The 23,877-nt window shown below is 54.4% G+C and carries 23 protein-coding genes; 8 read left to right on the top strand and 15 right to left on the bottom strand.

Features of this window, described 5'->3' with window-relative positions:
* Positions 1-90: 90 nt before the first annotated feature.
* The 3 genes from E1N14_RS04745 to E1N14_RS04735 all read left to right on the top strand — a co-directional run bounded on the left by E1N14_RS04745 (position 91) and on the right by E1N14_RS04735 (position 2,294).
* Positions 91-765, top strand: coding sequence for a hypothetical protein (locus E1N14_RS04745; protein WP_025010033.1), 675 nt, complete (start codon positions 91-93; stop codon positions 763-765).
* Between the two features lie 66 nt (positions 766-831).
* Complete coding sequence (locus E1N14_RS04740; RefSeq protein WP_025010032.1) at positions 832-1,545, top strand: RNA pseudouridine synthase; 714 nt, start codon at positions 832-834, stop codon at positions 1,543-1,545.
* Positions 1,546-1,673: 128 nt separating this feature from the next.
* Positions 1,674-2,294: a LysE family translocator gene (locus tag E1N14_RS04735; protein ID WP_044733813.1), complete on the top strand. Its 621-nt coding sequence runs from the start codon at positions 1,674-1,676 to the stop codon at positions 2,292-2,294.
* Positions 2,295-2,315: 21 nt separating this feature from the next.
* On the opposite strand, the gene E1N14_RS04730 is transcribed toward E1N14_RS04735, so the two are convergent.
* The 3 genes from E1N14_RS04730 to E1N14_RS04720 form a co-directional block, all read right to left on the bottom strand.
* Complete coding sequence (locus tag E1N14_RS04730; RefSeq protein ID WP_252727297.1) at positions 2,316-3,923, bottom strand: hypothetical protein; 1,608 nt, start codon at positions 3,921-3,923, stop codon at positions 2,316-2,318.
* A 125-nt stretch (positions 3,924-4,048) separates the two neighbouring features.
* The gene (locus E1N14_RS04725; RefSeq protein ID WP_025010031.1) at positions 4,049-4,558 is read right to left on the bottom strand and encodes a hypothetical protein; all 510 of its coding nucleotides are present in this window, start codon (positions 4,556-4,558) and stop codon (positions 4,049-4,051) included.
* Positions 4,551-5,297 carry a winged helix-turn-helix domain-containing protein gene (locus E1N14_RS04720; protein WP_025010030.1) on the bottom strand — a complete coding sequence of 249 codons (747 nt, stop codon included), beginning with the start codon at positions 5,295-5,297 and terminating at the stop codon, positions 4,551-4,553. Before E1N14_RS04720 ends, E1N14_RS04725 begins: the two co-directional genes overlap by 8 nt.
* A 426-nt stretch (positions 5,298-5,723) precedes the next feature.
* Between E1N14_RS04720 and E1N14_RS04715 the strand changes: the two genes are divergently transcribed.
* Together E1N14_RS04715 and E1N14_RS04710 are read left to right on the top strand one after the other, a co-directional pair.
* A complete protein-coding gene (locus E1N14_RS04715; RefSeq protein WP_025886951.1) occupies positions 5,724-6,545 on the top strand; it encodes a cytochrome c3 family protein in 822 nt (273 codons plus the stop codon).
* A 10-nt stretch (positions 6,546-6,555) separates the two neighbouring features.
* A complete protein-coding gene (locus E1N14_RS04710; RefSeq protein WP_025010028.1) occupies positions 6,556-7,101 on the top strand; it encodes a hypothetical protein in 546 nt (181 codons plus the stop codon).
* Here the strand turns inward: E1N14_RS04710 and E1N14_RS04705 are convergent.
* The 7 genes from E1N14_RS04705 to E1N14_RS04675 form a co-directional block, all read right to left on the bottom strand.
* A complete protein-coding gene (locus E1N14_RS04705; protein ID WP_062793423.1) occupies positions 7,098-7,718 on the bottom strand; it encodes a hypothetical protein in 621 nt (206 codons plus the stop codon). The genes E1N14_RS04710 and E1N14_RS04705 overlap by 4 nt on opposite strands.
* The gene (locus E1N14_RS04700; protein ID WP_025010026.1) at positions 7,711-8,499 is read right to left on the bottom strand and encodes a winged helix-turn-helix domain-containing protein; all 789 of its coding nucleotides are present in this window, start codon (positions 8,497-8,499) and stop codon (positions 7,711-7,713) included. The genes E1N14_RS04705 and E1N14_RS04700 overlap by 8 nt, the downstream gene beginning before the upstream one ends.
* A 111-nt stretch (positions 8,500-8,610) precedes the next feature.
* Complete coding sequence (gene nhaD / locus E1N14_RS04695) at positions 8,611-10,065, bottom strand: sodium:proton antiporter NhaD (protein ID WP_025010025.1); 1,455 nt, start codon at positions 10,063-10,065, stop codon at positions 8,611-8,613.
* Positions 10,066-10,286: 221 nt separating this feature from the next.
* Entirely contained in the window at positions 10,287-11,024 is a 738-nt protein-coding gene (locus tag E1N14_RS04690) for a DUF481 domain-containing protein (RefSeq protein WP_062793424.1), read from the bottom strand.
* 150 nt (positions 11,025-11,174) lie between these two features.
* Entirely contained in the window at positions 11,175-11,267 is a 93-nt protein-coding gene (locus E1N14_RS22000; RefSeq protein ID WP_223828965.1) for a DUF2474 family protein, read from the bottom strand.
* A gap of 73 nt (positions 11,268-11,340) precedes the next feature.
* A complete protein-coding gene (cydB, locus tag E1N14_RS04680) occupies positions 11,341-12,348 on the bottom strand; it encodes a cytochrome d ubiquinol oxidase subunit II (RefSeq protein ID WP_025010023.1) in 1,008 nt (335 codons plus the stop codon).
* 2 nt (positions 12,349-12,350) lie between these two features.
* A complete protein-coding gene (locus tag E1N14_RS04675; RefSeq protein WP_025010022.1) occupies positions 12,351-13,748 on the bottom strand; it encodes a cytochrome ubiquinol oxidase subunit I in 1,398 nt (465 codons plus the stop codon).
* A gap of 141 nt (positions 13,749-13,889) precedes the next feature.
* Here E1N14_RS04675 and E1N14_RS04670 point away from each other — a divergent pair, with 141 nt between their 5' ends.
* Positions 13,890-15,305 carry an aminotransferase-like domain-containing protein gene (locus E1N14_RS04670; RefSeq protein ID WP_025010021.1) on the top strand — a complete coding sequence of 472 codons (1,416 nt, stop codon included), beginning with the start codon at positions 13,890-13,892 and terminating at the stop codon, positions 15,303-15,305.
* Between the two features lie 18 nt (positions 15,306-15,323).
* Here the strand turns inward: E1N14_RS04670 and E1N14_RS04665 are convergent, their stop codons facing one another.
* Positions 15,324-16,004, bottom strand: coding sequence for an ArsR/SmtB family transcription factor (locus E1N14_RS04665; protein ID WP_045283702.1), 681 nt, complete (start codon positions 16,002-16,004; stop codon positions 15,324-15,326).
* A 115-nt stretch (positions 16,005-16,119) separates the two neighbouring features.
* On the opposite strand from E1N14_RS04665, the gene E1N14_RS04660 reads away from it, so the two are divergent.
* Positions 16,120-16,611 carry a DUF2938 domain-containing protein gene (locus tag E1N14_RS04660; RefSeq protein ID WP_025010020.1) on the top strand — a complete coding sequence of 164 codons (492 nt, stop codon included), beginning with the start codon at positions 16,120-16,122 and terminating at the stop codon, positions 16,609-16,611.
* Positions 16,612-16,671: 60 nt separating this feature from the next.
* Here E1N14_RS04660 and fba read toward each other — a convergent pair whose 3' ends face one another.
* From fba to tkt, 4 genes are all read right to left on the bottom strand, one after another.
* Complete coding sequence (gene fba / locus E1N14_RS04655; RefSeq protein ID WP_025010019.1) at positions 16,672-17,739, bottom strand: class II fructose-bisphosphate aldolase; 1,068 nt, start codon at positions 17,737-17,739, stop codon at positions 16,672-16,674.
* Between the two features lie 114 nt (positions 17,740-17,853).
* The gene (locus E1N14_RS04650) at positions 17,854-19,029 is read right to left on the bottom strand and encodes a phosphoglycerate kinase (RefSeq protein ID WP_025010018.1); all 1,176 of its coding nucleotides are present in this window, start codon (positions 19,027-19,029) and stop codon (positions 17,854-17,856) included.
* Between the two features lie 88 nt (positions 19,030-19,117).
* On the bottom strand, positions 19,118-20,134 hold the full coding sequence (epd, locus tag E1N14_RS04645; protein WP_025010017.1) for an erythrose-4-phosphate dehydrogenase: 1,017 nt from the start codon (positions 20,132-20,134) through the stop codon (positions 19,118-19,120).
* Between the two features lie 131 nt (positions 20,135-20,265).
* The gene (tkt, locus tag E1N14_RS04640) at positions 20,266-22,260 is read right to left on the bottom strand and encodes a transketolase (protein ID WP_025010016.1); all 1,995 of its coding nucleotides are present in this window, start codon (positions 22,258-22,260) and stop codon (positions 20,266-20,268) included.
* A gap of 445 nt (positions 22,261-22,705) precedes the next feature.
* Between tkt and metK the strand changes: the two genes are divergently transcribed.
* Positions 22,706-23,857 carry a methionine adenosyltransferase gene (gene metK, locus E1N14_RS04635; protein WP_025010015.1) on the top strand — a complete coding sequence of 384 codons (1,152 nt, stop codon included), beginning with the start codon at positions 22,706-22,708 and terminating at the stop codon, positions 23,855-23,857.
* The last annotated feature ends 20 nt before the right edge of the window (positions 23,858-23,877 follow it).

Here is a 23,877-nt window from a genome sequence, read left to right as displayed (position 1 = left end):
GCAATAACCAAACCGGTCCCTGCGACCGGTTTTTTTGTCGCCGTCATTTGGCGACTATTATTGAATGCAGGTATTCAAACGAGCCATTCCATGCCCCTGTACGAGCAATACCATAAGCAAGATCCGCAGCGCCTGGCATTTATGATGTCTCTGGTGGGCGTCAGTATAGCGGCACTGGGCATGGCCTCCTCCTTCTGGGCCGCCTATGACAACTTGGGCAGCGCCATTTTCAGCATGCGCATGGACAGACTGGGCGACTACTTGAGCTCGCCGCTGGCCTATGTCTACAATATCTCGCTACTGCTCGGCGGCGCCTGCTTCATCTTGGCCATGGGTGGCCTCTGGTGGCAAAAGCACAGCGCGGCAGCCAGCTTGTTGTCAAGATCTGGCATAGCGGTTGGCTTGGGGATAGTGGCGCTGGGGGTCTTCCCCTACAATGAACTCTTTGCCCACCAGCTGGCTGCTATCTTCTTTATTGCCAGTACCTTGGTGATGTTCACCCTTTGCTGCTATTGCTTTGTCTCCCACAGAGCGCTCTGTAACCTGCCGCTGTGCCTGTTCAGCCTTCTGGGGATAATGTCTGCCATCGGCCTGTTATCCCAGTTACAATGGCCATCGATGAACTATGCCTCTTGTTCAGTGCAAACCCTCTGCCCTTCGGTATGGTTTATGTGGCTGCATTCCATTGCCACTGTGTTTGCCGGTCTCAGCCTGTCGGCCACCGTATATCGACTGTGGCACTGGTCGCAACCGCTCAACGACTGATGACTGATGACTGAAAAACCGTATAGGGCTGACGCAACAGCGCCAAAAACAACCCTGCAAGCCACAATGCGCCTTGCCCACTATTTGGCGCAATCCGGTCTGTGCTCAAGACGCGAAGCCGCCAGACGCATCGAAGCCGGAGAGATTTTTCTGGGTGACAGGCCAGCCAAACACACAGACAGAGTCACCCTCGCCGCCGGGCAGCGACATTGTCTTGAGAAGCTGTTTTATCTGGGCGAACCCGTCGCCGCCCCGGCACCTTACGCTTATCTGCTATTCAATAAACCCGTCGGGATAGATTGCCGCTTGCTCAAGGATGACCCGAGCAGCCTATTGCATCTATTGCCCCAGGATAAACGCCTGTATCCGGCCGGAAGGCTGGATAAAAACTCCCGCGGCCTGTTGCTGCTCAGCAACGACGGCGAGCTGACCCAGCAACTGATGCATCCGGATTTTTGCCACAGCAAACACTACCGGGTCACTCTGGAGCGGGCATTTACTGACGCGTTTATCCATGCCTTGAGAAACCCAATGGATTACGGGTATGGCCAGGTGCGTGCATCACAAGTCACGCCAATTTCGGCAAACAGTTTTGAAATCATTCTGACTCAGGGCAAGAAGCGGCAAATTCGCCGTATGTGTCGGCATTTGGGCTACAGAGTCACAGATCTCTGCCGTACCCGGATAATGGAATTAACACTTGATAGGCTTGCTGAAGGGGAGTTTAGAGAGCTCAGCCGTGCACAAATCGCCGCGCTCAAAGCGTCACTTCAACGCTGAACAAACCACATAATCTTTAGTGCGATTCCTGATTGATTTATTGCTAAACTAAGCGGCTTATTGGCCCTGCCCCCAATCACCACCCGGGAAATAGACAGCCATACTCATCACTCATTTCAGGAGACATCATGCTAGAACTCTTCGCCGTCGCCAGTATCACTATGTTGGCCGTTATCAGCCCTGGGGCTGATTTTGCCATGGTATCCCGCAATAGCATGGTACTCGGACGCCGGGCCGGTCTGATGACGGGTGCCGGTATATCACTGGGCGTATGGGTACATGTGCTCTACTCCATTGCCGGTATCGGACTGCTGATCTCCCAATCACTGTGGCTGTTCAGCCTGATCAAGTTTGCCGGTGCGGCTTATCTGATTTATCTCGGCATCACCATGCTCAGAAGCAAGGCGGTTGAAGCATCTGAATTGCAGACCCAGGAAGTGATTTCCGATTGGGCGGCACTCAAGAGTGGGTTTCTGACCAATGCCCTCAATCCCAAGACGACATTGTTTGTGGTAGCACTCTTTACCCAGGTTATCGATCCCCAGACCAGCACTCTGACCCAAATAGGTTATGGCGCCTTTATGTCAGCCGCCCACCTGGTGTGGTTTTCATTGGTGGCTTTATTGTTTTCCTCGCAAGCTGCCCGTCGCTCCGTGGCCCGTTGTCGCCACTGGGTTGAACGCGCCATAGGCGGCGTTTTGGTCAGCCTGGGGCTGGGATTGGCCTTTTCCTCTGTGGGACGTTCCTGAGCAGTTTCACGATGAAGGCCGTCAGGGTTGACTGCCTTCACCGTTTTTAGGCTCGCTTGCCCGGGAGGAGATGGTTTTATCTTCCTTCCCGCCGGGTTGCAGCTCAGACAGAAGATCGGCGGCCTGAGTCACGGCCGCCAGATTAGCCTGATGTTCCTCTTCCGCCATAGTCTTGGATTCGGCGCGATCTTCCTTGCTGCGTCTGGACTCTCCACTGGCCTTGACCTCTGAATCATAGGGCAGGTCCTCAATTCCCGGCAGTGAATCCGGAATATCGCTGGGGCTGACATCCACTATCTGTGATCGGTTCATAGTGATCTTGTATCTGGCATAGCGCGGCGCCTGCTTGCCCTCTTTGAGGGCAGCCACCAGGTTTATCTGATAGCGCCGCTCCACCGACTCATTGCTGATCCTGCCATCGGTTTCGGTGTAAATTTTGGCCTTGCCGCGCTCCAGGTAGCGGGCAAAGGGTACTAAGCTGAACACCACCTGTTCCTGCAGCGTATTGTAACCGGAAAGAAACTCGGTATCTGCCACCTTGGTCTGAATGCCATAGTGAAGAATTTCGGCATCGACCTTATTTTGGCTGTGGCGCCGCCTGAGGATCTCTTTGACATCTTTGGGAAGATCCTGGCTGCGCATAAATTCAAGCCAAACCAGCTGCTTAGCAATGAACTTCTGGTTGGTGGTGTCTCTCAATATCCGGCTCCAGCGCGGTCGTCCCCGCTGGATATAACGCCACAGGGCATTGCGCACATCGTCTTTAAAGATCTCCCGCGCACCGTAAATCAGCGCCAGTACCAGCACCAATACCAGGGTCACACCGCTGAATACCCCCTGGGCCTTGATGATCAGCGCCGACACCACCAACATTACCAGGGCCGTAGCCAATCCTGTGGTCAGCTTCTTGAGCCCTGTGCCCAGAGGTTTGATCTCCTCTTTGAGTACCACCCCTTGCTGAATAAGCCTTCTGAGCAGCAACATCTTGTTGGCAATGCGATTGGGATCCTGCAGGGTCTGCGCCGAATTGTAGTGCCGCTCCGCCCGATAGTTATTTTCTACCCGGCAGAGGGTGATCACCTTGTCCGAGATATGGCTGAAGTCGCTGTTTCTGGGGCCATGGGCCAGCAGCTTCAGCAGTTGCTGTTCACAGAACCAGGATAGATAGTTATCGGCATTCTCGAAATAGTGCTTCCATTTGGCATCGGCCGGTTCGTTGCGGCGAAACTTCTTCAGCAAAATCGCTGTCTGCTCGGTTAACTCCTCCAGCAAGGGATAGAAGTTTTCCGGCTCGGATTGCCGCGAAATCTCTTTGGCATCGTTCTCCATCGCCACCACAAACTGGTAGGCAAACAGGTTCAGATAGAGACGAAACTCTTCAACGGTACGCTTCTTCTGACTCACAAACCTGGATTGCACCAAGGGCAGATGCAGGCCATCCGAGTAGTAGGAACGCCGACCGAGAATGGCGCTGAAGTAGTATTCCTCTTCATTCAGGCTCTGCGGCCCTATGCCCATCTCCTTGGGCAGGGAAAAGTAGAGATCCAGCTTGCGCTGCTCCCCGACATCCATCAGATGGCTGAACTTGATGGATAGATTTTCTTCCTGCTTGATACGTAGTTTGGACACAATAATGGAACACTATCAATGAATTGATGAAAGATCCTGACTATAGCCCAAGCAACACGGGAATGGGATAGCGCACCGGCGTTAACTGAGTGGAAATGGTGAAATCGTCAGCAAAAATTCAGCGGTCAGTGGATCAGGCGACAGCCACATACTGTGTTGCTCGGTTGGAATAACACAATAGCATAGTCTTTGGCTTCATCGGCATCGAGGATCTCCAGTGCCAAATGATGCAGGCCTTCGTTGCTGAGGTTGAAACTGGAAATATAGGAGAGATATTGCATGTGGGCGGGCCTTGCACCCTTGCCGGAGAGTTCCTGTTTGTCCGTGACCAGAATTTGATAACGGCCGGCTTCTTCCGAAGCCAGTTGCCCCTGCATCAAGATACTGCCGGCGGGGGTGCCATCCATGTTGAAGTAACGATAGTTGACCAGGGCTCGCTTGCCTTTGGTCTGCAGATCCAGCAGCAGGTAGTGCTGCGCATCTTCGCCCTCGTTCAACTGCCGGTCGTAGAGCTCGGAGCTGCAGTTAAGCGCCAAAGCGGGCGCTGTCTGGCTGAAACGATAGATCACCAGCAAACAGCCGAGCAGAAAGATCAGGATCAGCAGATTTATCATCCAAAGCCAACGTCTAGCCACAGAGATCAACCTCCTTGAGCCAAGGTACGCTCACAAATGCCTTCACCTGACGGCCATCGCTGATCTTGAGATTACGCACCACGGATTGTCCCAGATACTCGCCTCTCAAGGTGAGGTTAAGCACCTGCTTATCATGGGACAGCGATACATATAACTTGCGCCAGGGGCTGCTCTTGCACTGGGCCAATGCCGAGGCCAACACCTTACCCTGCTCGGTCAACAACTGGTTGTTGGTGCGGGAGTTGGAATAGAAAAACAGCTCCATTCTCTGACCCGAAAGCAAGGTCAATTCCTGCTTGTTCAGCGGAATAGTGGGCGCCACTCTGGGCAAGCGATACAGATAGAAGAGACTGAGGCCGAGCATGAATATCAGCACCAAGCCTACCAGCAGTTGTTTGGGACCGGCATTCAACCTGGACTCCAGCACCCCTGCAGGTTTACGGGCCATAGATGAGCGCAGCAGATACCCCTGCCCCTTGACCGTTTCAATCAAAGACTCATATTCGGGCCCCAGAAAGGCACGCAACATACAGACAGCACGGGCTACGGACGAATCGCTCAAAGGGGGATGATTGTCATCACCGGCGCGCAACTCGATACGGGAAACCAAACGCCCCTGATTGGCGAGCAGGAGTTTCAGTACCTGTAACTCCGCCCGGGGAAGATGCCAGCTATCCCCCCGGCCCCTGTGTTGTAACTCACCGCTGGCTTCATCAAACCAGCAGTCGCCTATCTGCATTATATTCCTCCTGTTTTATATGGTTATGAGTCTATGCAAGAAATCTAATCACTACTGTGATCCTCTTAACCCTGACACAGGAAAAAGTTTAAAAAGTGATCCAACTCAGGCGAGGCGCCGACCAAGAGGGAAGCAAGTGGCATTTTGTGAACCAGTACCCAGGATTGAAGCCACTGAAGACTGAGGGAAAAAGCCATGAAGACGTCATTAATCAACATGAATGCAACAAATAAAGTGACCCACATCAAACGCTAATCCTCAATGGGTATCAATATGCAAGCCGTCAATCGTCTTTGCATGTCAAAAATCCGTTTTCGGCCAACTCAGGATTCATGCGCGCTGAATCACAACCTTCATCAGGCATCCCCCTAAGCTGAAGACAACCGACCAGGTCGGGAAAAACAAAGACAACAAAGGGTGATAAATATGAGCATTAACAGACGTCAGGCCCTCGGCCAGATCATTGGAATTAGCGCCGCAGCAGCCGGAGCCGGCCTCACGGCCACTTGTGCCTTTGCTGCCACGGATGAGTCAGGAAACTACCGCCTAGAACTGGGGGAAAAACTCAAATATGCCCCATTGGATCCCATGGCGACCGCCAAACTCGCTTATGAAACCGGGGGTGGCTGTATGCATCAGGTATTTCACGCCACTGTGACCATGCTGGCGCAGTCCGCCAGTGTCGATGCCGACAAGTTTGCCACTATTCCAACGGCGCTGGCCGGTTATGGTTTTGCCGGGGTCACCGGCCAGGGCACGCTTTGCGGTAACCTCAATGCGGTAGGTATGTTGGTCAATATTCTCGATGACATCAATGGCCAAAATGCCGCCGTCATCGGCGCCCTGTTCCGCTACTATGAGAATACCGAACTGCCTTTGTCCAGCGATGAGTTCGTTGCCGGTATTGGCTCCACCGCCGAAAAGACCGCCCTGGTGGTCAAATCTTCGGTTGCCAACAGCGTGCTGTGCCACTCCTCCATCAGTAACTGGTCCAAGGCCTCAGGCAAGACCTTCTCCGAAAAAGGCGAACGCTGCTATCGTTTGTCGGCCTCCATTGCCTATCATCTGGTGGAACTCCTGAACCGAGCCCACAAGGGCGAAGACTTGGCCGCCCTGCCTGAGAGCAAACCCAGCACCGAAGCCCAGAGTTGCCAGAGCTGTCATGGCTCCAGCAGCACCATGGGACCGGCCGCCAGCGTCAAGACAGATATGGAATGTACCACCTGTCATACCGGGCACTTTAACTGAGGATTATCCGATGAAAATCAGCTATCTGAGCCTGCTGCTCGGCTCGGCCCTGCTCTTGGGAGGCTGTGGCAGCGATGATGACAACAGTAATGGCGGTGGCGAGATCACCCCTCCGCCGCCGGTCGAGAAACCCAGCCAGGATATTGCCGAGGCAAGCAGTATTGAGTTGACCCTCAATAGCTTCGATCCCGACTCAGGCCAGGTCACCTTTGCCCTGCAAAACGCCGAAGGCAAGGCGCTCACCAATGCCGCCAAGTACCAGATCACCTACTTTGGTTATCCGGCAGAAGAGCAGGCTTCCACCAAGCCCAAGGCCTGGAAACGCTGGCATGTGACCTATGGTTACAGCTGCGATCCGGCGACCGAGTGCGCTGAACCGCTACAGGCTCTGGACAGTGCCGGCAGCTACAGCTTCAGTCCATCTGGACTGGATTGGGATGCCAATGCCGCCAGCGGTGCCGTCAGCCGTTATAAGGTGGCCATAGAGGTGTTTGGCACAGAGATCAGCAATGAGCTGACACTCTACTCTCCCACCACAGGGGAAGGTGCGAACTAACCCCCGAAAACTGCCCCATCAAATAAGCCGCTGATCAGGGAGAGCAGCGGCTCTTGGGCCTTATCCTCCTCCAACTCACTCATACGACAGGCCCAGAGGTGATCTCCAGGCGTCACCTGGATAAGTGCATAGTCGGCCAGAATATCCATCTCAAGTACATGCAGTCTGAGATCCAGTTTGCCTGACTGAGCCAACACCTTATTGATACTGTCCCGCATCGCCAGCAGATATGGGGGCAACTCTGCTTCATCCACTTGCAGCTTTTCCTGTCGCTGCTCCAGGCTTATCAAATAGCTCAGGGAGCCAGGCTCAACCCCTTTGATGAGCCCTGTCAGTTCGATGCTGGCCCAAGGCTCAGAGTCGTGACGATAGCTCACCCGCAGTCTGGCATGACCATTTTCTGTGGCTATCCTGAGCCTGAGCTTTTCAGTGTTGGCCTGATCCACAGCCATGCCGGGACGGATCAAACTCGCTTCACAGTTGAAATTAGGGCTAAGACGTTTGGAAATCAGGGTATCGGCCCAGAGAATGCCGGCAGCAAACAACAGCAGTAATAACAGCAGCAGTATCCAGATCCGGTTTTGGCGTAACCGCCGCCGCAGAGTCGATTCAGTCACAGCGCAGTGCCTCCCTCAGCCAGGTATATTCGGGGGCGCAGGCGTTCATCTGGGCCATGGTCAACTTATAAGCCTTGAGGTATTCGCCTCGGTCGCCTTCTCCCTTGACCACCATACTCAACACCTTATTGTCATCGCTGAGGGAGATGGAAATGGTGCGCCAACTATCGGGGCAGCGTGCCAGCCAGTCTTCAATACCTTGAGTCAAATCTTTCAATGCGGCCAATGCTTTGGGTTCGCCGTAGAGACGCAAAAAGGTAGTACTGCCCGAAGGGTGTACGAGTTTTATCACCTCATCCGGCGTTTCCAGATAGCGCAGTGGCCCAACCCTGGATGACAAAAAAACCAATGCCAGTGCGCTCAGCAGTAACATCCAACAATAGTGACGCCAGGGCGTTTGTCCCTTGGGGGACAAAGAGATAGGCCTGCGGCCTCGGGTCTTGCTGTGCAGCAAAAAACCTTGCCTGTCTACGGATTCCAAGAGGTCGCTGTGCTCGGGTCCCAGGTATTGGCGGATCCTGGCCACCGCCTGCTCCAATAAATGCCCTTGATTGGCGGGAATGGCGGCCTCCTGCAGCAGTTGCATTCTGGACACCACCTGCCCCCTGTGAGCCAACAAAATATTCAGCACACACTGCTCTGTTTCAGACAGTGTCCAGCTCATCCCGGATCCAGTATGTTTGAGCGTGCCGGTATCGGCATCAAACCAATAGCAACCTATCTGCATGGCGTGGCTCAGCAGCAAATGAATGGCGGCAGTATAAGGGAAAAAAACACCCATCCAGAGTGATCTGTATGGGTGTTTTTAGGCTTTTGGCAAGAAGCGTGAACCGTCTCTCAGACTTTTCCCACAATTAAAATTTTGTTAATTAACAATATGATACATTCTTATCTAGAATGTAGAACTGTTAATCCAGAGGTGCACCAGAATGCTGGCTACGTAACCCAGGGCGATCACGGGTGTCCACCTGAGGTGAGCCCCAAAGGTGTATACCCCTCTCGCCTGCCCCATCAGCGCCACCCCGGCGGCACTGCCGATGGACAACAAACTCCCCCCAACCCCGGCGGTCAGGGTTACCAACAGCCATTGTCCCAACGCCATATCCGGGTTCATTGTCAGTACGGCAAACATCACGGGAATGTTGTCTATGATAGAGGACAGCACCCCAATGGCGACGTTGGCATAGGTGGGATCCCACTGGGTGTACATGGCATGGGATACCATGCTCAAATAGCCCATAAAGCCCAAACCGCCGACACACAGCACCACACCATAGAAGAACAGTAAAGTGTCCCATTCGGCTCTGGCAATACGGCTGAATACATCGAAAGGCACCACGTTACCCAGTTGCTCCAGACGCTTTTCATCCTGCATCAGGCGCGCCTTCTCCTGCGCTCTTGCCAGCGCTTTGGGGAAATTCTTCCTCAGGTAGAAGCCAAAACACTGCAGCAGTCCAAGGCCTGTCATCATGCCAAGCACAGGCGGCAGACCCAGCAGTGAATGGGTACACACAGCCATGGCTATGGTGAACAGGAACAGCAGCACTATCCGCTTGGCGCCTGTCTTGGTGTAAACCTTTTCAACCAGGGCATCAGATTTTTCCCTGGAAATAAACAGGCTCATGATCACCGCCGGCACCAGGAAATTCACCAGTGATGGCAGGAACAGCTTGAAGAACTCGGAAAAGTGCACCATACCCTTTTGCCACACCATCAGAGTGGTGATGTCCCCAAAAGGGCTGAAGGCGCCACCGGCATTGGCCGCCACCACTATGTTAATGCACGACAGGGTGATAAAACGGCGATTATCGGCGCCCATTTTCATCACCACGGCGCACATCAGCAGCGCAGTGGTCAGGTTGTCGGCGATGGGCGAAATAAAGAAGGCCAGTAAACCGGTAAGCCAAAATATCTGGTATAAACTGAAGCCCTTGCTGACCATCCAACAACGCAAGGCGTCGAACAACTTACGTTCTTCCATGGCGTTGATATAGGTCATGGCCACCAGCAAAAACAGCAACAACTCGGCATATTCGAGCAGGTTATGTTTGAAGGCGGCTTCGGCCACTTCCGACATACCATTCTGGGTATAGACATAACCTATCATGCCCCAGATGAGACCGGCAGCGACCAACACAGGCTTGGACTTTCTCAGGTGCAGCTTCTCCTCCCCCATCACCAGTAAATAGGCGATGGCAAACAGAGTCAGAGCCAGATACCCCACGGTTGAGTCTGTCAGACTCAGGTTATTTGTGGCTTCCGTGCTAGCCAGGACCACAGGCGAAAACAGTCCTGACAAAATTCCCCCTAAGGCTGCGCAGCCCCCATGCAAACGCATTAACTTCATCTCTTTCTTCTCTTGGTAGGAAATTAACTAAAACCTAGCACAGAGAATGGAAAGCGAATCTTGATAAAACGCAAATTTCTGCAATTTAAGTGAGCGAGACCCGGCTCTAAGTGGCAGACAGCAGCAGAAGAATTGAAAAAGACTGGTAAAAAAACACCATAGATCACAAAAGCGCCCGCAGGCGCTTTTATCTGGTTCACACTTTTTATGTCACGGCTTTTTTAGAAAGAATACAGCAGTGTCATATTGGTTTCAGTGTCAGTGCTCTTTTTGTCATCCAGCGGATCGCTGTTATAACGCACAATCACGGCAAACTTCATTGCCAGGGCGCCGATGATGTTGGCGGTCAGCGAAGTCTCGGAGCGGGCGTCGAGCTTGTCGCCATAATCGGCAATAAACATCTGGCGGAACTTGGAGGTCTTGCTGATCTCAAGCTCATAGTTGATCACTCCGTGAGCGACCCAGCTGGCGTCAGAGTTATAGCCCAGAATGGCGCTTTGCTCACTGTCCAGACGCTGATACTGGTAACCAGGACCTATCTCGGCATCCAGGAAGCTTTTGCTGCCCTGGAATACACGGTAGCCGTAACCGGCCGCACTGTTGAACTTGTAATCGTAACCTGTGAAGGGATCGGCTTCGTAGCTGGTGTTGGCAAACAGATAGCTGCGCTCATCCAGACGGTAGTTTCCCTGAACACCACCAAAATAACGCTTGGCAGTAACTTCTTCAGAATCTTCCTTGTACAGACCTTCGAGCAGGTACTGGTTTTCCCAGTTGCCCAGTTCGTGTTTCATCGCCAGGCGAGCCTTCACCGAAGAGGTTTCAGTGTTACCTGTGGTCAGGGTTGCCCCCAACTCCGCCTCACCGGCAAATGTTTTATCACCTTCGACAAAGTCAGCCCCAGCGTGAGCAAATGGTGCGACCAGCAGAATGGCTGCAGTGCTAAGCAGTTTTTTCATTCTTGTGCATCTCCGTTCAAAGCAATCCCCTAAAAAAACGGGCGCCATCTTAACATCTATGGCGAAAAATACGAAACAGCTCGCATTTTGCAGCTGAAAAAACCTGATTTCCGACACCGGTAACCGTTTTGTCTGACAGAGACAAGGCTATCAGGCCTTCAACCCGGCCGCAGACATCAGCAGTCGCAACAACGAAGAGACACTGAGCAAAGAAAGAACACTCAAGCACCAAAGCAGCAGCATCCAACAGCCTGGACGGCTATCGAGCCAATTCTTAGCCGGGGCCAGCAGCCGGATGGCCCGGCCCCTCAAAACGTCAATGATAGGCTTCATCGGCGCTCACCTTGCCGCGGAACACATAATAGGTCCAGCAGGTATAAACCAGAATAATGGGGATAATAAACAGAGCACCCACCAACATGAAGCCTTGGCTCTGGGGTGGCGCCGAAGCCTGCCAAATGCTGATGCCCGGTGGAATAATATAGGGCCAGATGCTGATCCCAAGACCGCAGAACCCCAGTAACACCAAGAGCAGCGTCATCACAAAGGGTTGGTAAGTATCTTGCCTTTGCAGGCCCAGATACAGATTCCATCCCAGTAGTGCCGTCAATAAAGGCACGGGTGAGAGGAAAATCAGGTTCGGCAGTGAAAACCAACGCTCGGCGATTTGGGGATGTGCCAAAGGCGTCCAGATACTGACCAGCACTATGGCCACCAGCAAGCCTATGAGCAAAGAGCGGCTCAGCAGAAACATCTGTTGCTGCAGATGCCCCTGGGTCTTCATGATCAGCCAACTGCTGCCAAGGAGTCCGTAAGCGACCACCAACCCGACACCGCATAAAAGCGGGAAAGGCGCCAACCAGTCGAGCTGCGAGCCGGCAAAGCTGCGATCTATGACAGGGAAACCGGATATCACGGCCCCCAGCACCACCCCCTGGAAGAAGGTCGCTGCCACAGAGCCGATGGCAAATGCCCTGTCCCAGGCTTTTCTGTGGCCTTCAAACGCCTTGAAGCGAAACTCAAACGCCAGGCCTCGAAAGATAAGCGCCACCAGCATAAAGGTCAGCGGAATCGCCAAGGCATCGATAATTACCGCATAAGCCAGCGGAAAGGCGCCGAACAGCGCAGCCCCGCCCAGCACCAGCCAGGTTTCATTGCCGTCCCACACAGGTGCCACTGAGTTCACCATGATATCTTTGTCATGCCTGTCTCCAACCAAGGGCAGCAGTATCCCCACTCCCAGGTCGAAACCATCCATGACTATGTACATCAAGGTGGCGAAAATAATAATCACAAACCAGATAACAGCCAGATCAATGCCCATACTCAGCTCTCCTTATGCAGCTCGTCGCTGTGAAACTGTGAAATTCGCCCGACCAACGCAGGGCTTTCGGATAAGACTTCCTCGACCTTGGGCCCCTGACGGATAAGATTGAGCAGATAGAGATACCCCAAACCAAACACCAGGCTGTAGACCACAAAGAACCCCAGCAGGCTCAGGCTCATATGCAGCTCGCCATGGGCAGAGACCGCATCCCGGGTGCGCATTACCCCATGAATGATCCAGGGTTGCCGCCCCACTTCCGTGGTTATCCACCCGGCCAACAGCGCTATGAGTCCCGATGGTCCCATGAACAGACTGAAGCGCAGAAACCAGCGGCTCTGGTACAGGCCACCACTGCGTCTGAGCCAAAGGCTGACGACACCGAGCAGCAGCATCAGCATGCCCAGTCCGACCATGACCCGAAATGACCAGAAGACGATAGGGACATTGGGCCTGTCTTCCACGGCAAACTCCTTCAGCGCCGGCACCTGGGCCTGGCTGTCGTGCATCAGGATCAAACTGGCCAGCGCCGGGATCTTGAGGGCATAGTCAGTGGTTTCTGTCTCCATATTGGGCCAGCCAAACAGGATCAGCGGTGTCGGCTCCCCCGAGCTGTTGTCCCAGTGCCCTTCCATGGCGGCGACTTTGGCCGGCTGATGCTCCAGGGTATTGAGCCCGTGAATATCCCCAAGCAAGGCCTGCAAAGGTGCACAGGCGAGGATCATCCACAGCGCCATGGAGAACATCTTGCGCACCGCCGGGTTGTCGTTGCCTTTAAGCAGGTGCCAGGCGCCCGATGCCGCCACCATTAAGGCGCAGCAGATAAAGGCGGCCACCGCCATATGCGAAAGACGCGGTATAAAGGAAGGGTTGAAGATGACCGCCAACCAGTCTGTCGGTACCACTTGGCCGGCTTCAATGACAAAGCCCTGCGGTGTGTGCATCCAACTGTTGGAGGCCAAGATCCAGAACATGGACATTATGGTGCCGAGGGCGACCATACAGGTGGAGAAGAAGTGCAGCTGATCGCCGACTTTTTTCCAGCCAAACAACATCACTCCCAGAAATCCGGCTTCGAGGAAGAAGGCGGTCAGCACTTCATAGGTCAGCAGGGGGCCGGTAATACTGCCGGCAAACTCGGAAAAGCCGCTCCAGTTGGTGCCAAACTGGTAAGCCATCACCAAGCCGGAAACCACCCCCATACCAAAGTTGACCGCAAATACCTTGGACCAAAAATGATACAGCTGCTTGTATACCGGATTACGCTTTTTGAGCCAAAGCCCTTCCAGTACCGCGAGATAACTTGCCAGGCCAATGGTGATGGCCGGGAAGATAATGTGAAAAGAAACCGTGAAGGCAAACTGTATGCGTGCCATTTCGAGTGCATCCAGTCCAAACATGAACCACCTCAAAGGGTCAATAAACCTGGCTGGCATCTTAAGGACTGAAACAAAACTATAATAGATACAGAAAATACGATTTTATATATAACAGATTGAATAATTGTTATGCTGGGCACGGGCAATAAAGCAGAGTAAACCATGGCCAAATATGAAACCCTGATCCAGCAATTGAGGCAGCAGATACAGAGCGGTGTCTGGCAGGTGGGTGACCGCTTACCTTCACTCAGAGAGCAGACTCAGCAGAGCCAGATGAGTTTGATGACAGTGATGCATGCCTATCAGGTGCTGGAGAGCCAAGGCTGGATAATCTCCCGCCCCCGCTCAGGTTACTTTGTCGCCCCGAAAGTGGCGGCCCCCAAGCCCCAAGGCCTACATCAGTCCAGTGCTGTGACCCGCGCCGAGTCGGTGGATATCAACGCCTTTATCTTTGAGGTGTTGCAGGCCAGTCGCGATCCGGGGATCACAGGGTTTGGCTCCGCCTACCCGGATCCCGGGCTGTCGCCCCACAAACAGTTGAACCGGGCCTTGATTTCAAGCGCCAAGACCCTGGATTCCGCCAGCGCTCTGGACAATTTGCCACCCGGGAACCCGGCGCTCAGGCATATCATAGCCCAGCGCTACGCGGCGCAGGGAATGAGCATCTCGCCGGATGAAATAGTGATCACCGCGGGGGCACTGGAGGCATTGAACCTGAGCCTGCAGGCGGTCACCCGTCCCGGGGATTGGGTGGTGATAGAAAACCCCGCCTTCTACGGCGCCCTGCAGTCGCTGGAGCGCCTCGGCCTCAAGGCGCTCGCCATTCGCACCCATCCCCAGGAAGGAATAGATCTACAATCTCTGGCCCAGGCGCTGCAAACTCACAGGGTCAAGGCCTGCTGGTTGATGACCAACTTTCAAAATCCCTTGGGCTGCAGTATGAGCGATGACAAGAAGCGTCGTTTGCTGAAACTCTTGCAGGAACACGACTGCTTTTTGATTGAAGACGATGTCTACAGTGAACTCTATTTCGGCAAGGAGAAGCCCCTGCCGGCCAAGGCCTTCGATCCGGACAACAGAACCCTGCACTGCGGCTCCTTCTCCAAGTCTCTGGTGGGCGGTTTTCGCGTCGGTTGGGTGGCCGCCGGCAAGATGGCGCTCAGTATTCAAAAACTGCAACTGATGAGCACCCTGGCCACCAGCACCCCGGTGCAATTGGCACTGGCCCATTACCTGTCGACCCGCAGTTATGAGACCCACCTGCGGCAATTGAGGCGCACCCTGGAGCAACGAAAATTCGCCACCTGGCAAGCATTGAAGAACCGCTTACCCGACAGTGTCAGAGTGCATTATGGCGATGGCGGCTATTTTCTCTGGGTAGAGTTACCCGAGGGGCGGGACACCACAGAGCTCTATCGCCAGGCACTCTCGCAAGGAATAAGCCTGGCGCCGGGACAGATGTTCTCGGCGCACCGGGAGTTCAGCCACTGTTTTCGCATCAACGCCTCACTGCCTGGTGGGCCAAAGTTGGAGCAATCGATAGCCAGCCTGGCCAAGCTGATAAAAGGCGTTTTGTGATAGGTTCAACAGTCCAAGTCAGACTTCCACCGCCAAGCCGGCCGCCTTCCAGTCGGGGAAACCGGCATTGAGTCGCTTGGCATTAAAGCCCTGTGCCTGGAGCAAGGCCACCGCCTCATCCGACAGGGCGCAATAAGGGCCGCGGCAATAGGCCACTATCTCTGTGTGCTTGGGCAGACGTGCCAGTTCCGCTTCCAACAGAGGCAATGGCAGGTTGAGAGCCCCCGGAAGATGGCCGAGTAAAAACTCCTCTTCGGGACGCACATCCAGCAGCAATACATCACCACTTTCAAGCCGCGCCAACAACGCCTCCCGGGAAACCCCTTCACCGCTACCCGGCTCCGGCTTATGGCGTGCCACCAATTGATTAACCCGGGAACGCTGAAAATCGGCCAGCTGCGCCAGGCTCTGCAGCAGCACCAACAAGGGACCATCGGCCAGAGAATAGAGTACCTGTTTGCCTTCACGGCGACTGTCCACCATGCCGGCGCGTTTCAGTTGCTGCAGGTGTTGGGAACAGTTGGCCAGAGTCAGACCGCACTGCTGGGCCAAACGCTCGACCGGCCATTCCCCCTGCGCTATCTGCTCCAGCAGCCTTAACCTGTGGCCATGAGAGAGCACCTTGGCAATATCTGCCAGTTCCCGGTAGTGACTATCGAGCTGCTGCCCCTGTGTCTCGGTCAGATTGTCGCTTGACATTTTTTCTTCACCAAACAATCATTCAATTAATTTATTGAATGATAGATTATCATCATCCATCAGGGGCGACAACCGCCCAGCCCGGATGGACAAAATACGACAAGGAGTAAGATAGATGCAGGAATTTCCCTTTTGGCTCAATGCGCTGCTTTTAGGTGTCGGTGCAACTCTGGTAATGGATATTTGGGCCTTGGCGCAAAAAATGCTGTTGGGGATCCCCTCACTGAGCTATCCCATGGTCGGTCGCTGGATAGGTCATTTACCCAAGGGGAAACTGATCCACAGCCCTATCGGCGCCTCGGCTGCCATCAAGGGCGAAGCCTGGCTTGGCTGGGGAGCACACTATCTGATAGGCATCATCTTTGCCGCCATCTTGCTGGCGATCTGCGGTTCGCAATGGCTGCAAGCACCGAAGATCATGCCGGCGCTGCTGCTTGGCATTATCAGTGTATTGGCGCCCTTTCTTATTCTGCAGCCGGGACTGGGTGCCGGCCTTGCGGCCAGACGTACCCCGGCGCCCTGGACAGCCAGATGCAGAAGTCTGTTGGCCCATACGGTTTTTGGCCTTGGGCTCTACCTGACGGCGCTGCTGCTATCTCTGCTTTAAACGCCGGAAACGGGACGTAAAAAAGCCCGCGAATGCGGGCTTTCAATACAGAGAACGGGATTACAGGTTGATCTGTGGATCCAGTTCGCCGGTTTGATAACGCTTGTACATGGCCTGCAACGACAGCGGCTTGATCTTGGAGCCCATACCGGCACAACCGAAGGCTTCGTAGCGAACGGTACAGATGTCGGCCATGGCTTCCATGGAGGCCTTGAGGAATTTGCGTGGGTCAAACTCAGCTGGGTTTTCAGCCAGGAACTTACGTACCGCACCGGTAGATGCCAGGCGCAAATCTGTGTCGATGTTAACCTTACGTACACCGTGCTTGATGCCTTCAACAATCTCTTCCAGCGGCACGCCGTAAGTTTCAGGGATGGCGCCACCATACTCGTTGATGATCTGCAGCCACTCCTGAGGTACAGAAGAAGAGCCGTGCATTACCAGATGAGTGTTGGGGATACGGGCGTGGATCTCTTTGATGCGGTCGATACGGAGCACATCGCCGGTAGGCTTGCGGCTGAACTTGTAAGCACCGTGGCTGGTACCTATGGCGATGGCCAGGGCATCCACATGAGTGTCGGCCACGAAGCGGGCGGCTTCTTCCGGGCTGGTCAGCATCTGCTCGTGGCTCAGGGTACCTTCGGCGCCGATACCGTCTTCTTCGCCGGCCATGCCGGTTTCCAGACTACCCAGACAGCCGATTTCACCTTCAACAGAAACACCACAGGCGTGGGCGAAGGCCACTGTCTTGCGGGTAACATCGACGTTGTACTCATAAGAGGCAGGAGTCTTGCCGTCAGACATCAAGGAACCGTCCATCATCACAGAGCTCATGCCGAGCTGGATGGAACGCTGACACACGTCAGGGTGAGTACCGTGGTCCTGGTGAATACACACAGGGATATCCGGATACTGCTCGAGGGCAGCCGCCATCAGATACTTGAGGAACTGAGGACGGGCATACTTACGGGCACCGGCTGAAGCCTGCACAATCACAGGGCTGTCAGTGGCTTCGGCGGCCTGCATGATGGCTCGCATCTGCTCCAGGTTGTTAACGTTGAACGCCGGGACGCCGTATCCATGTTCGGCGGCGTGGTCCAGCAGTTGGCGTAGGGAAATAAGGGCCATTTTTTTACTCCAATAATAGGGTGAATTGCTTCACCGAGGTCGCTATCGCTTGGATTTAACTTGATGCTCCCGGCAAAGCCGGGAGCGGTTTCTTTATAATTCTTTTGATTTTGCTCAGTTACCGCGGGCCTTGAGCATGGCCACAGCCGGCAACTCTTTACCTTCGAGGAACTCGAGGAAGGCACCGCCACCGGTAGAGATGTATGACACCTTGTCGGCAATGCCATATTTGTCCACGGCGGCCAGAGTATCACCGCCACCTGCGATGGAGAAGGCCGGTGACTCGGCGATCGCCTGGGCGATACGCTTGGTACCTTCGCCAAACTGGTCGAACTCAAACACCCCAACCGGGCCGTTCCAGACTATGGTACCGGCTTTTTGCAGGATAGCAGCCAGGGCTTCGGCGCTGTCCGGGCCTATGTCGAAGATCATCTCATCGTCGGCAACCTCGTCCACTGGCTTCAAGGTAGCCACGGCTGCAGGGCTGAACTCCTTGCCAACCACCACATCGGTAGGCACGGGGATATCGCCTCCACGGCTCTGGGCATTGGCCACCAGGCGCTTGGCTTCATCGATAAGGTTGGCTTCATAGAGCGACTTGCCCACAGGATGGCCGGCGGCGGCAATAAAGGTGTTGGCGATACCACCACCCACCACCAGTTGATCCACTATGCCGGACAGAGATTCAAGCACTGTCAGCTTGGTCGACACCTTGGAGCCACCGACAATCGCCACCAAGGGACGCGCCGGGTTATCCATCGCCTTACCCAGGGCATCCAGCTCTGCCGCCAGCAATGGGCCGGCGCAGGCTATCGGGGCAAACATGCCGACACCATGAGTCGAGGCCTGGGCGCGGTGAGCGGTACCAAAGGCATCCATCACATAGACATCACACAGGGCTGCCAGTTGCTTGGAAAGCGCCTCGTCGTTTTTCTTCTCACCCTTGTTGAAGCGGACGTTTTCAAACACCACCACTTCACCTTGGGCAACTTCGACGCCATCCAGATAGTCTTTTTCCAGACGTACCGGGCAGTTCAGCGCCTTGGCCAGATAATCCACCACAGGCTTGAGGGAAAACTCCTCATTGTATTCGCCTTCGGTTGGTCGTCCCAGGTGGGACATCACCATCACGGCAGCCCCTTTTTCCAGTGCCAACTTGATAGTGGGCAGCGAAGCCCGCAGACGCGCGTCGCTGGTGACCACGCCATCGGCCACAGGCACATTGAGATCTTCACGGATAAGCACACGCTTGCCCTGAAGATCCAGCTCTGACATCTTGATAATTGCCATTTTTACGCTTCCTTCTTAATCAAAAACAAATCTGTTTCACTAAGGGCGGCGCCTTCCCTGCCACCCTGGAATAATCTGTTGCAGCCTCTCAGGCGCTGCGGGCCTTGATCATCGCCAGCGCCGTATCCAACATACGGTTGGCAAAGCCCCATTCGTTGTCGCACCAAAGCAACAGCTTCACCAGTTGGCCATCACTGACCCGGGTCTGGGTGCCGTCGACCACGCTGGAGCGCGGATCATGATTAAAATCGCATGATACCAGAGGCTCATCAGTATAGCCCAGAATGCCCTCAAGCCTGCCATGGGTCGCCTGTTCCAGCACCTGGTTTACCTTGGCAATATCCACTCTGTCATTGAGAGTCACAGACACATCTATGGCGGTGACATTAATAGTGGGCACCCGCACTGAAATGGCCTCGAACTTATCCTTCATCTGCGGCAGGATACGCTCTATGCCGCGGGCCAGCTTGGTGTCGACCGGAATGATCGATTGCCCGGCGGCGCGGGTTCGGCGCAGATCGTCGTGATAGGCATCTATCACCTGTTGATCATTCATCGCCGAGTGGATAGTGGTAATAGCACCGCTCTTGACCCCAAAGTGCCGATCCAGCACATCGATAACAGGGACAATACAGTTGGTGGTACAGGATGCGTTGGACACCACAGTGTGTTCGGCGGCCAATAGTTCCTGGTTGACACCATAGACTATGGTGGCGTCAACATCCGCCGAAGAGGGATGACTTATCAATACCTGGCGGGCACCGGCCTGGATATGAGCCTCGCAGCTCTGTCTATCAGACAGGGCGCCTGTGGCTTCGAACACCAAGTCGATATCCAGCTCGCCCCAGGGCAGTTTGTCTGCCTCCGGCTCGGCCAACAGTCTGATGCTATCGTCCCCCAGTTGCATCATGCCGTCTGCAAGACTCGCGCGGCTATGGAAGCGACCATGGGTGGTGTCATAGTTGGTGAGGTGGACTATGGCCTCGGGCTTGGCCAGTTCATTGATAGCAACGATCTGAATTTGCTGCCTTTTACCCGATTCGTATAAGGCACGGAGAATTGAGCGGCCGATGCGGCCATAACCATTGATTGCGACTCTGATCATGGAGATCCTGTTCCTCTAATGAGGGATGCTGATTGGGTAACGGCCTGTCTTCCTGACAGGCCGTTGCACTTCCTGTGCGGCATTCCATTGCCTGGTTGCCGCACAGTCATTTCCAATCAGGCAGGCGCGGCTCAGGCGAGCAGAGCCTTACCGGCTTCAACCACTTTATCTACAGTGAAACCGAACATCTCAAACAACTGATTGGCAGGCGCTGACTCACCGAAGCTGGTCATGCCAATAATGCGACCGTTCAGGCCCACATATTTATACCAGTAATCGGCTATGCCCGCTTCCACTGCCAGTCGTTTTGTGACATTGGCTGGCAGTACGGCTTCTTTATAAGCCGCGTCCTGTTGGTCAAATACGTCGGTAGATGGCATAGAAACCACACGCACCTTGGCGCCAGTAGCAGCCAGCTCAGCCTGTGCCTTAACCGCCAACTCAACTTCGCTGCCGGTGGCAATGATGATCAGCTCAGGCGCGCCTTCGCAATCCACCAGCACATAACCGCCCTTGGCCACATCGCTCAATTGCTCGGCGCTGCGTGGCATCTGGATCAGGTTCTGACGCGAGAAGATCAGTGAAGTTGGGCCGTCTTTGCGCTCTATGGCGTACTTCCAGGCAATGGCAGATTCTACCTGGTCACATGGGCGCCAGGTGCTCATGTTGGGAGTCATACGCAACGAGGCAATCTGCTCAACCGGTTGGTGAGTCGGGCCGTCTTCACCCAGACCGATGGAATCGTGGGTATAGACCTGAATGTTCTGCACCTTCATCAGCGCAGCCATGCGCATGGCATTACGGGCGTATTCCATAAACATCAGGAAGGTGGCGCCGTAAGGTACAAACCCGCCGTGCAGGGCAATACCGTTGATGATGGCGGTCATACCAAACTCACGCACACCATAGTGCAGGTAGTTGCCGCTGGCATCTTCGGCCGAAATAGGCTTGGAACCTGAGTACATGGTCAGGTTGGAAGGCGCCAGGTCGGCACTGCCCCCTAAGAATTCCGGCAGCATTTTACCGAAGGCTTCCAGGGCATTTTGCGAGGCCTTACGGGAAGCAATATTGGCAGGATTGGCCTGCAGCTGCTTTATATAGGCTTTGGCATCGACGTCAAAGTTGGCTGGCAGTTCACCGTTGAGGCGACGCTTGAGCTCGGCGGCCAGCGCAGGGTGAGCGGCTTCATAGGCAGCGAACTTGTCGTTCCAGCTGTTTTCGGCGGCCTTACCGGCTTCCTTGGCATCCCAGGCGGCATAGATTTCAGATGGGATCACGAATGGGTCGTGCTTCCAGCCCAGGAATTCACGGGCGGCGGCGATTTCAGCATCACCCAGCGGCGCACCGTGGCAATCGTGAGAACCTGACTTGTTGGGAGAACCGTAACCTATGATGGTCTTGCAGCAGATCAGCGATGGACGCGGATCGGCCTTGGCGGCGTCGATGGCGGCGTTGATAGCTTGCGGATCGTGACCGTCGACACCGGCGACCACATGCCAGCCGTAGGCTTCAAAGCGCTTGGGGGTATCATCACTGAACCAGCCTTCAACATGACCGTCGATAGAGATACCATTGTCATCCCAGAAGGCGATCAGTTTGCCAAGACCCAGAGTACCGGCCAGAGAGCAGGCTTCGTGGGAGATACCTTCCATCAGGCAGCCGTCACCCATGAAGACATAAGTATGATGATCGACAATATCGTGACCGTCACGGTTAAACTGAGCCGCCAGAGTCTTTTCCGCAATCGCCATACCTACGGCATTGGTGATACCTTGGCCCAGAGGCCCTGTGGTGGTTTCGATGCCGGGAGCATAACCATATTCAGGGTGGCCCGGAGTACGTGAGTGCAGTTGACGGAACTGCTTGAGATCTTCAATGCCCAGATCATAACCCGCCAGATGCAGCAGTGAGTAATGCAGCATGGAACCATGGCCGTTTGACAGCACAAAGCGGTCGCGGTCAGCCCATTGAGGGTTCACAGGGTTGTGCTTGAGGTGATCCCGCCACAGGACTTCGGCGATATCTGCCATCCCCATGGGAGCACCGGGGTGGCCGGAATTGGCCTTTTGGACAGCGTCCATACTTAAAACACGGATAGCGTTAGCGAGTTCTTTACGGGAAGACATGCTCTCTCCTGCTTGATCTTAGAGGTCTTGGGCAAAATGGAGCCATATTTTCCCCTACCGGGCAGAAGGACGCAAATAAAATTCGTCCACCCACGGCGCCAAAAGCAGCCCAAGCTTTGCTTTGTGTTTACATTTGCGCCTCATTTGCGAAGCCTGCCGCTCACAAAGCTGTCAACTTGCCTGTCCGCTGATCGCTTTCAACGCAAATGCCAAGGCTGAATTGCCAGAGGAAAAGTCTAGATTCAGATACAGATGAATCTGATAAATTTCAGCAAAATAGCTGAAAACAGTAAAAAAAGATTTGAGTCATTTGAGCCGATTCCTGCGCCATGGCGCACAAATATTTGCGACAAGGGGTGTCATCCAAGTCGAATTCTACTAAAATGGCCGTCTAGATGTAGATGCTTCTACACGTTTGAATTCCACAGACGAGATTTTCCGAATTATGGCAAAACACTTGTTTACCTCTGAGTCGGTCTCAGAAGGACATCCAGATAAAATCGCCGATCAGATTTCTGATGCGGTACTCGACGCGATTCTGGCTCAGGATCCCAAGGCCCGTGTAGCCTGTGAAACCCTGGTCAAGACAGGTATGGTATTGGTAGCCGGTGAAGTCACCACCTCTGCCTGGGTCGATATTGAAGAGCTGACCCGTAAAACCGTTCGCGAAATAGGTTATACCCACTCAGATATGGGTTTTGATGCCGACAGCTGTGCGGTACTGAACGCCATCGGTAAGCAGTCCCCCGATATCAACCAGGGTGTAGACCGTGCCGATCCCAAAGAACAGGGTGCCGGTGACCAGGGTCTGATGTTTGGTTACGCCAGCAATGAGACTGACGTGCTGATGCCGGCTCCTATCACTTATGCTCACCAGTTGGTTAAGCGCCAGTCCGAAGTACGCAAGAGCGGCGCTCTGCCTTGGCTGCGTCCCGACGCCAAGTCTCAGGTGACTTTCGCCTACGAAGACAACAAGATTGTCGGTATCGATGCCGTGGTACTTTCTACCCAGCATTGCGACAGCGTCAGTCAGGCGGATCTGGTGGAAGGCGTGATGGAAACCATCATTAAGCCGGTACTGCCTGCCCAGTGGCTGAATAAGGACACCAAGTACTTCATCAACCCAACCGGCCGTTTCGTTATCGGTGGCCCTATGGGTGACTGTGGTTTGACCGGTCGCAAGATCATCGTTGATACCTACGGCGGCATGGCCCGTCACGGTGGTGGCGCCTTCTCAGGTAAAGACCCATCCAAGGTTGACCGTAGCGCCGCTTACGCTGCCCGTTACGTTGCCAAGAACATAGTGGCTGCCGGTCTGGCGGATCGCTGTGAAATCCAGGTGTCTTACGCCATTGGTGTGGCCGAACCGACTTCCATCAGTGTGGAAACCTTCGGTACCGGCAAAGTCTCGCAAGAGCTGCTGATCCAATTGGTTCGTCAGCACTTCGATCTGCGCCCATACGGCCTGACCGAGATGCTGGATCTGGCGCGTCCCATCTATCAAGGCACCGCCGCTTACGGTCACTTCGGCCGTGATGAGTTCCCATGGGAGCAAACCAACAAGGCTGAAGCCCTGCGCGCCGACGCAGGTCTGTAATAGACTCAGCTTGCAAAAAA

Origin of the sequence: Shewanella algae, assembly GCF_009183365.2 — a bacterium.
In the GTDB taxonomy this organism is placed as follows: domain Bacteria; phylum Pseudomonadota; class Gammaproteobacteria; order Enterobacterales; family Shewanellaceae; genus Shewanella; species Shewanella algae.
Note: the sequence above shows the minus strand (reverse complement) of the source record. Positions and strands in the feature narration are given on the sequence as shown.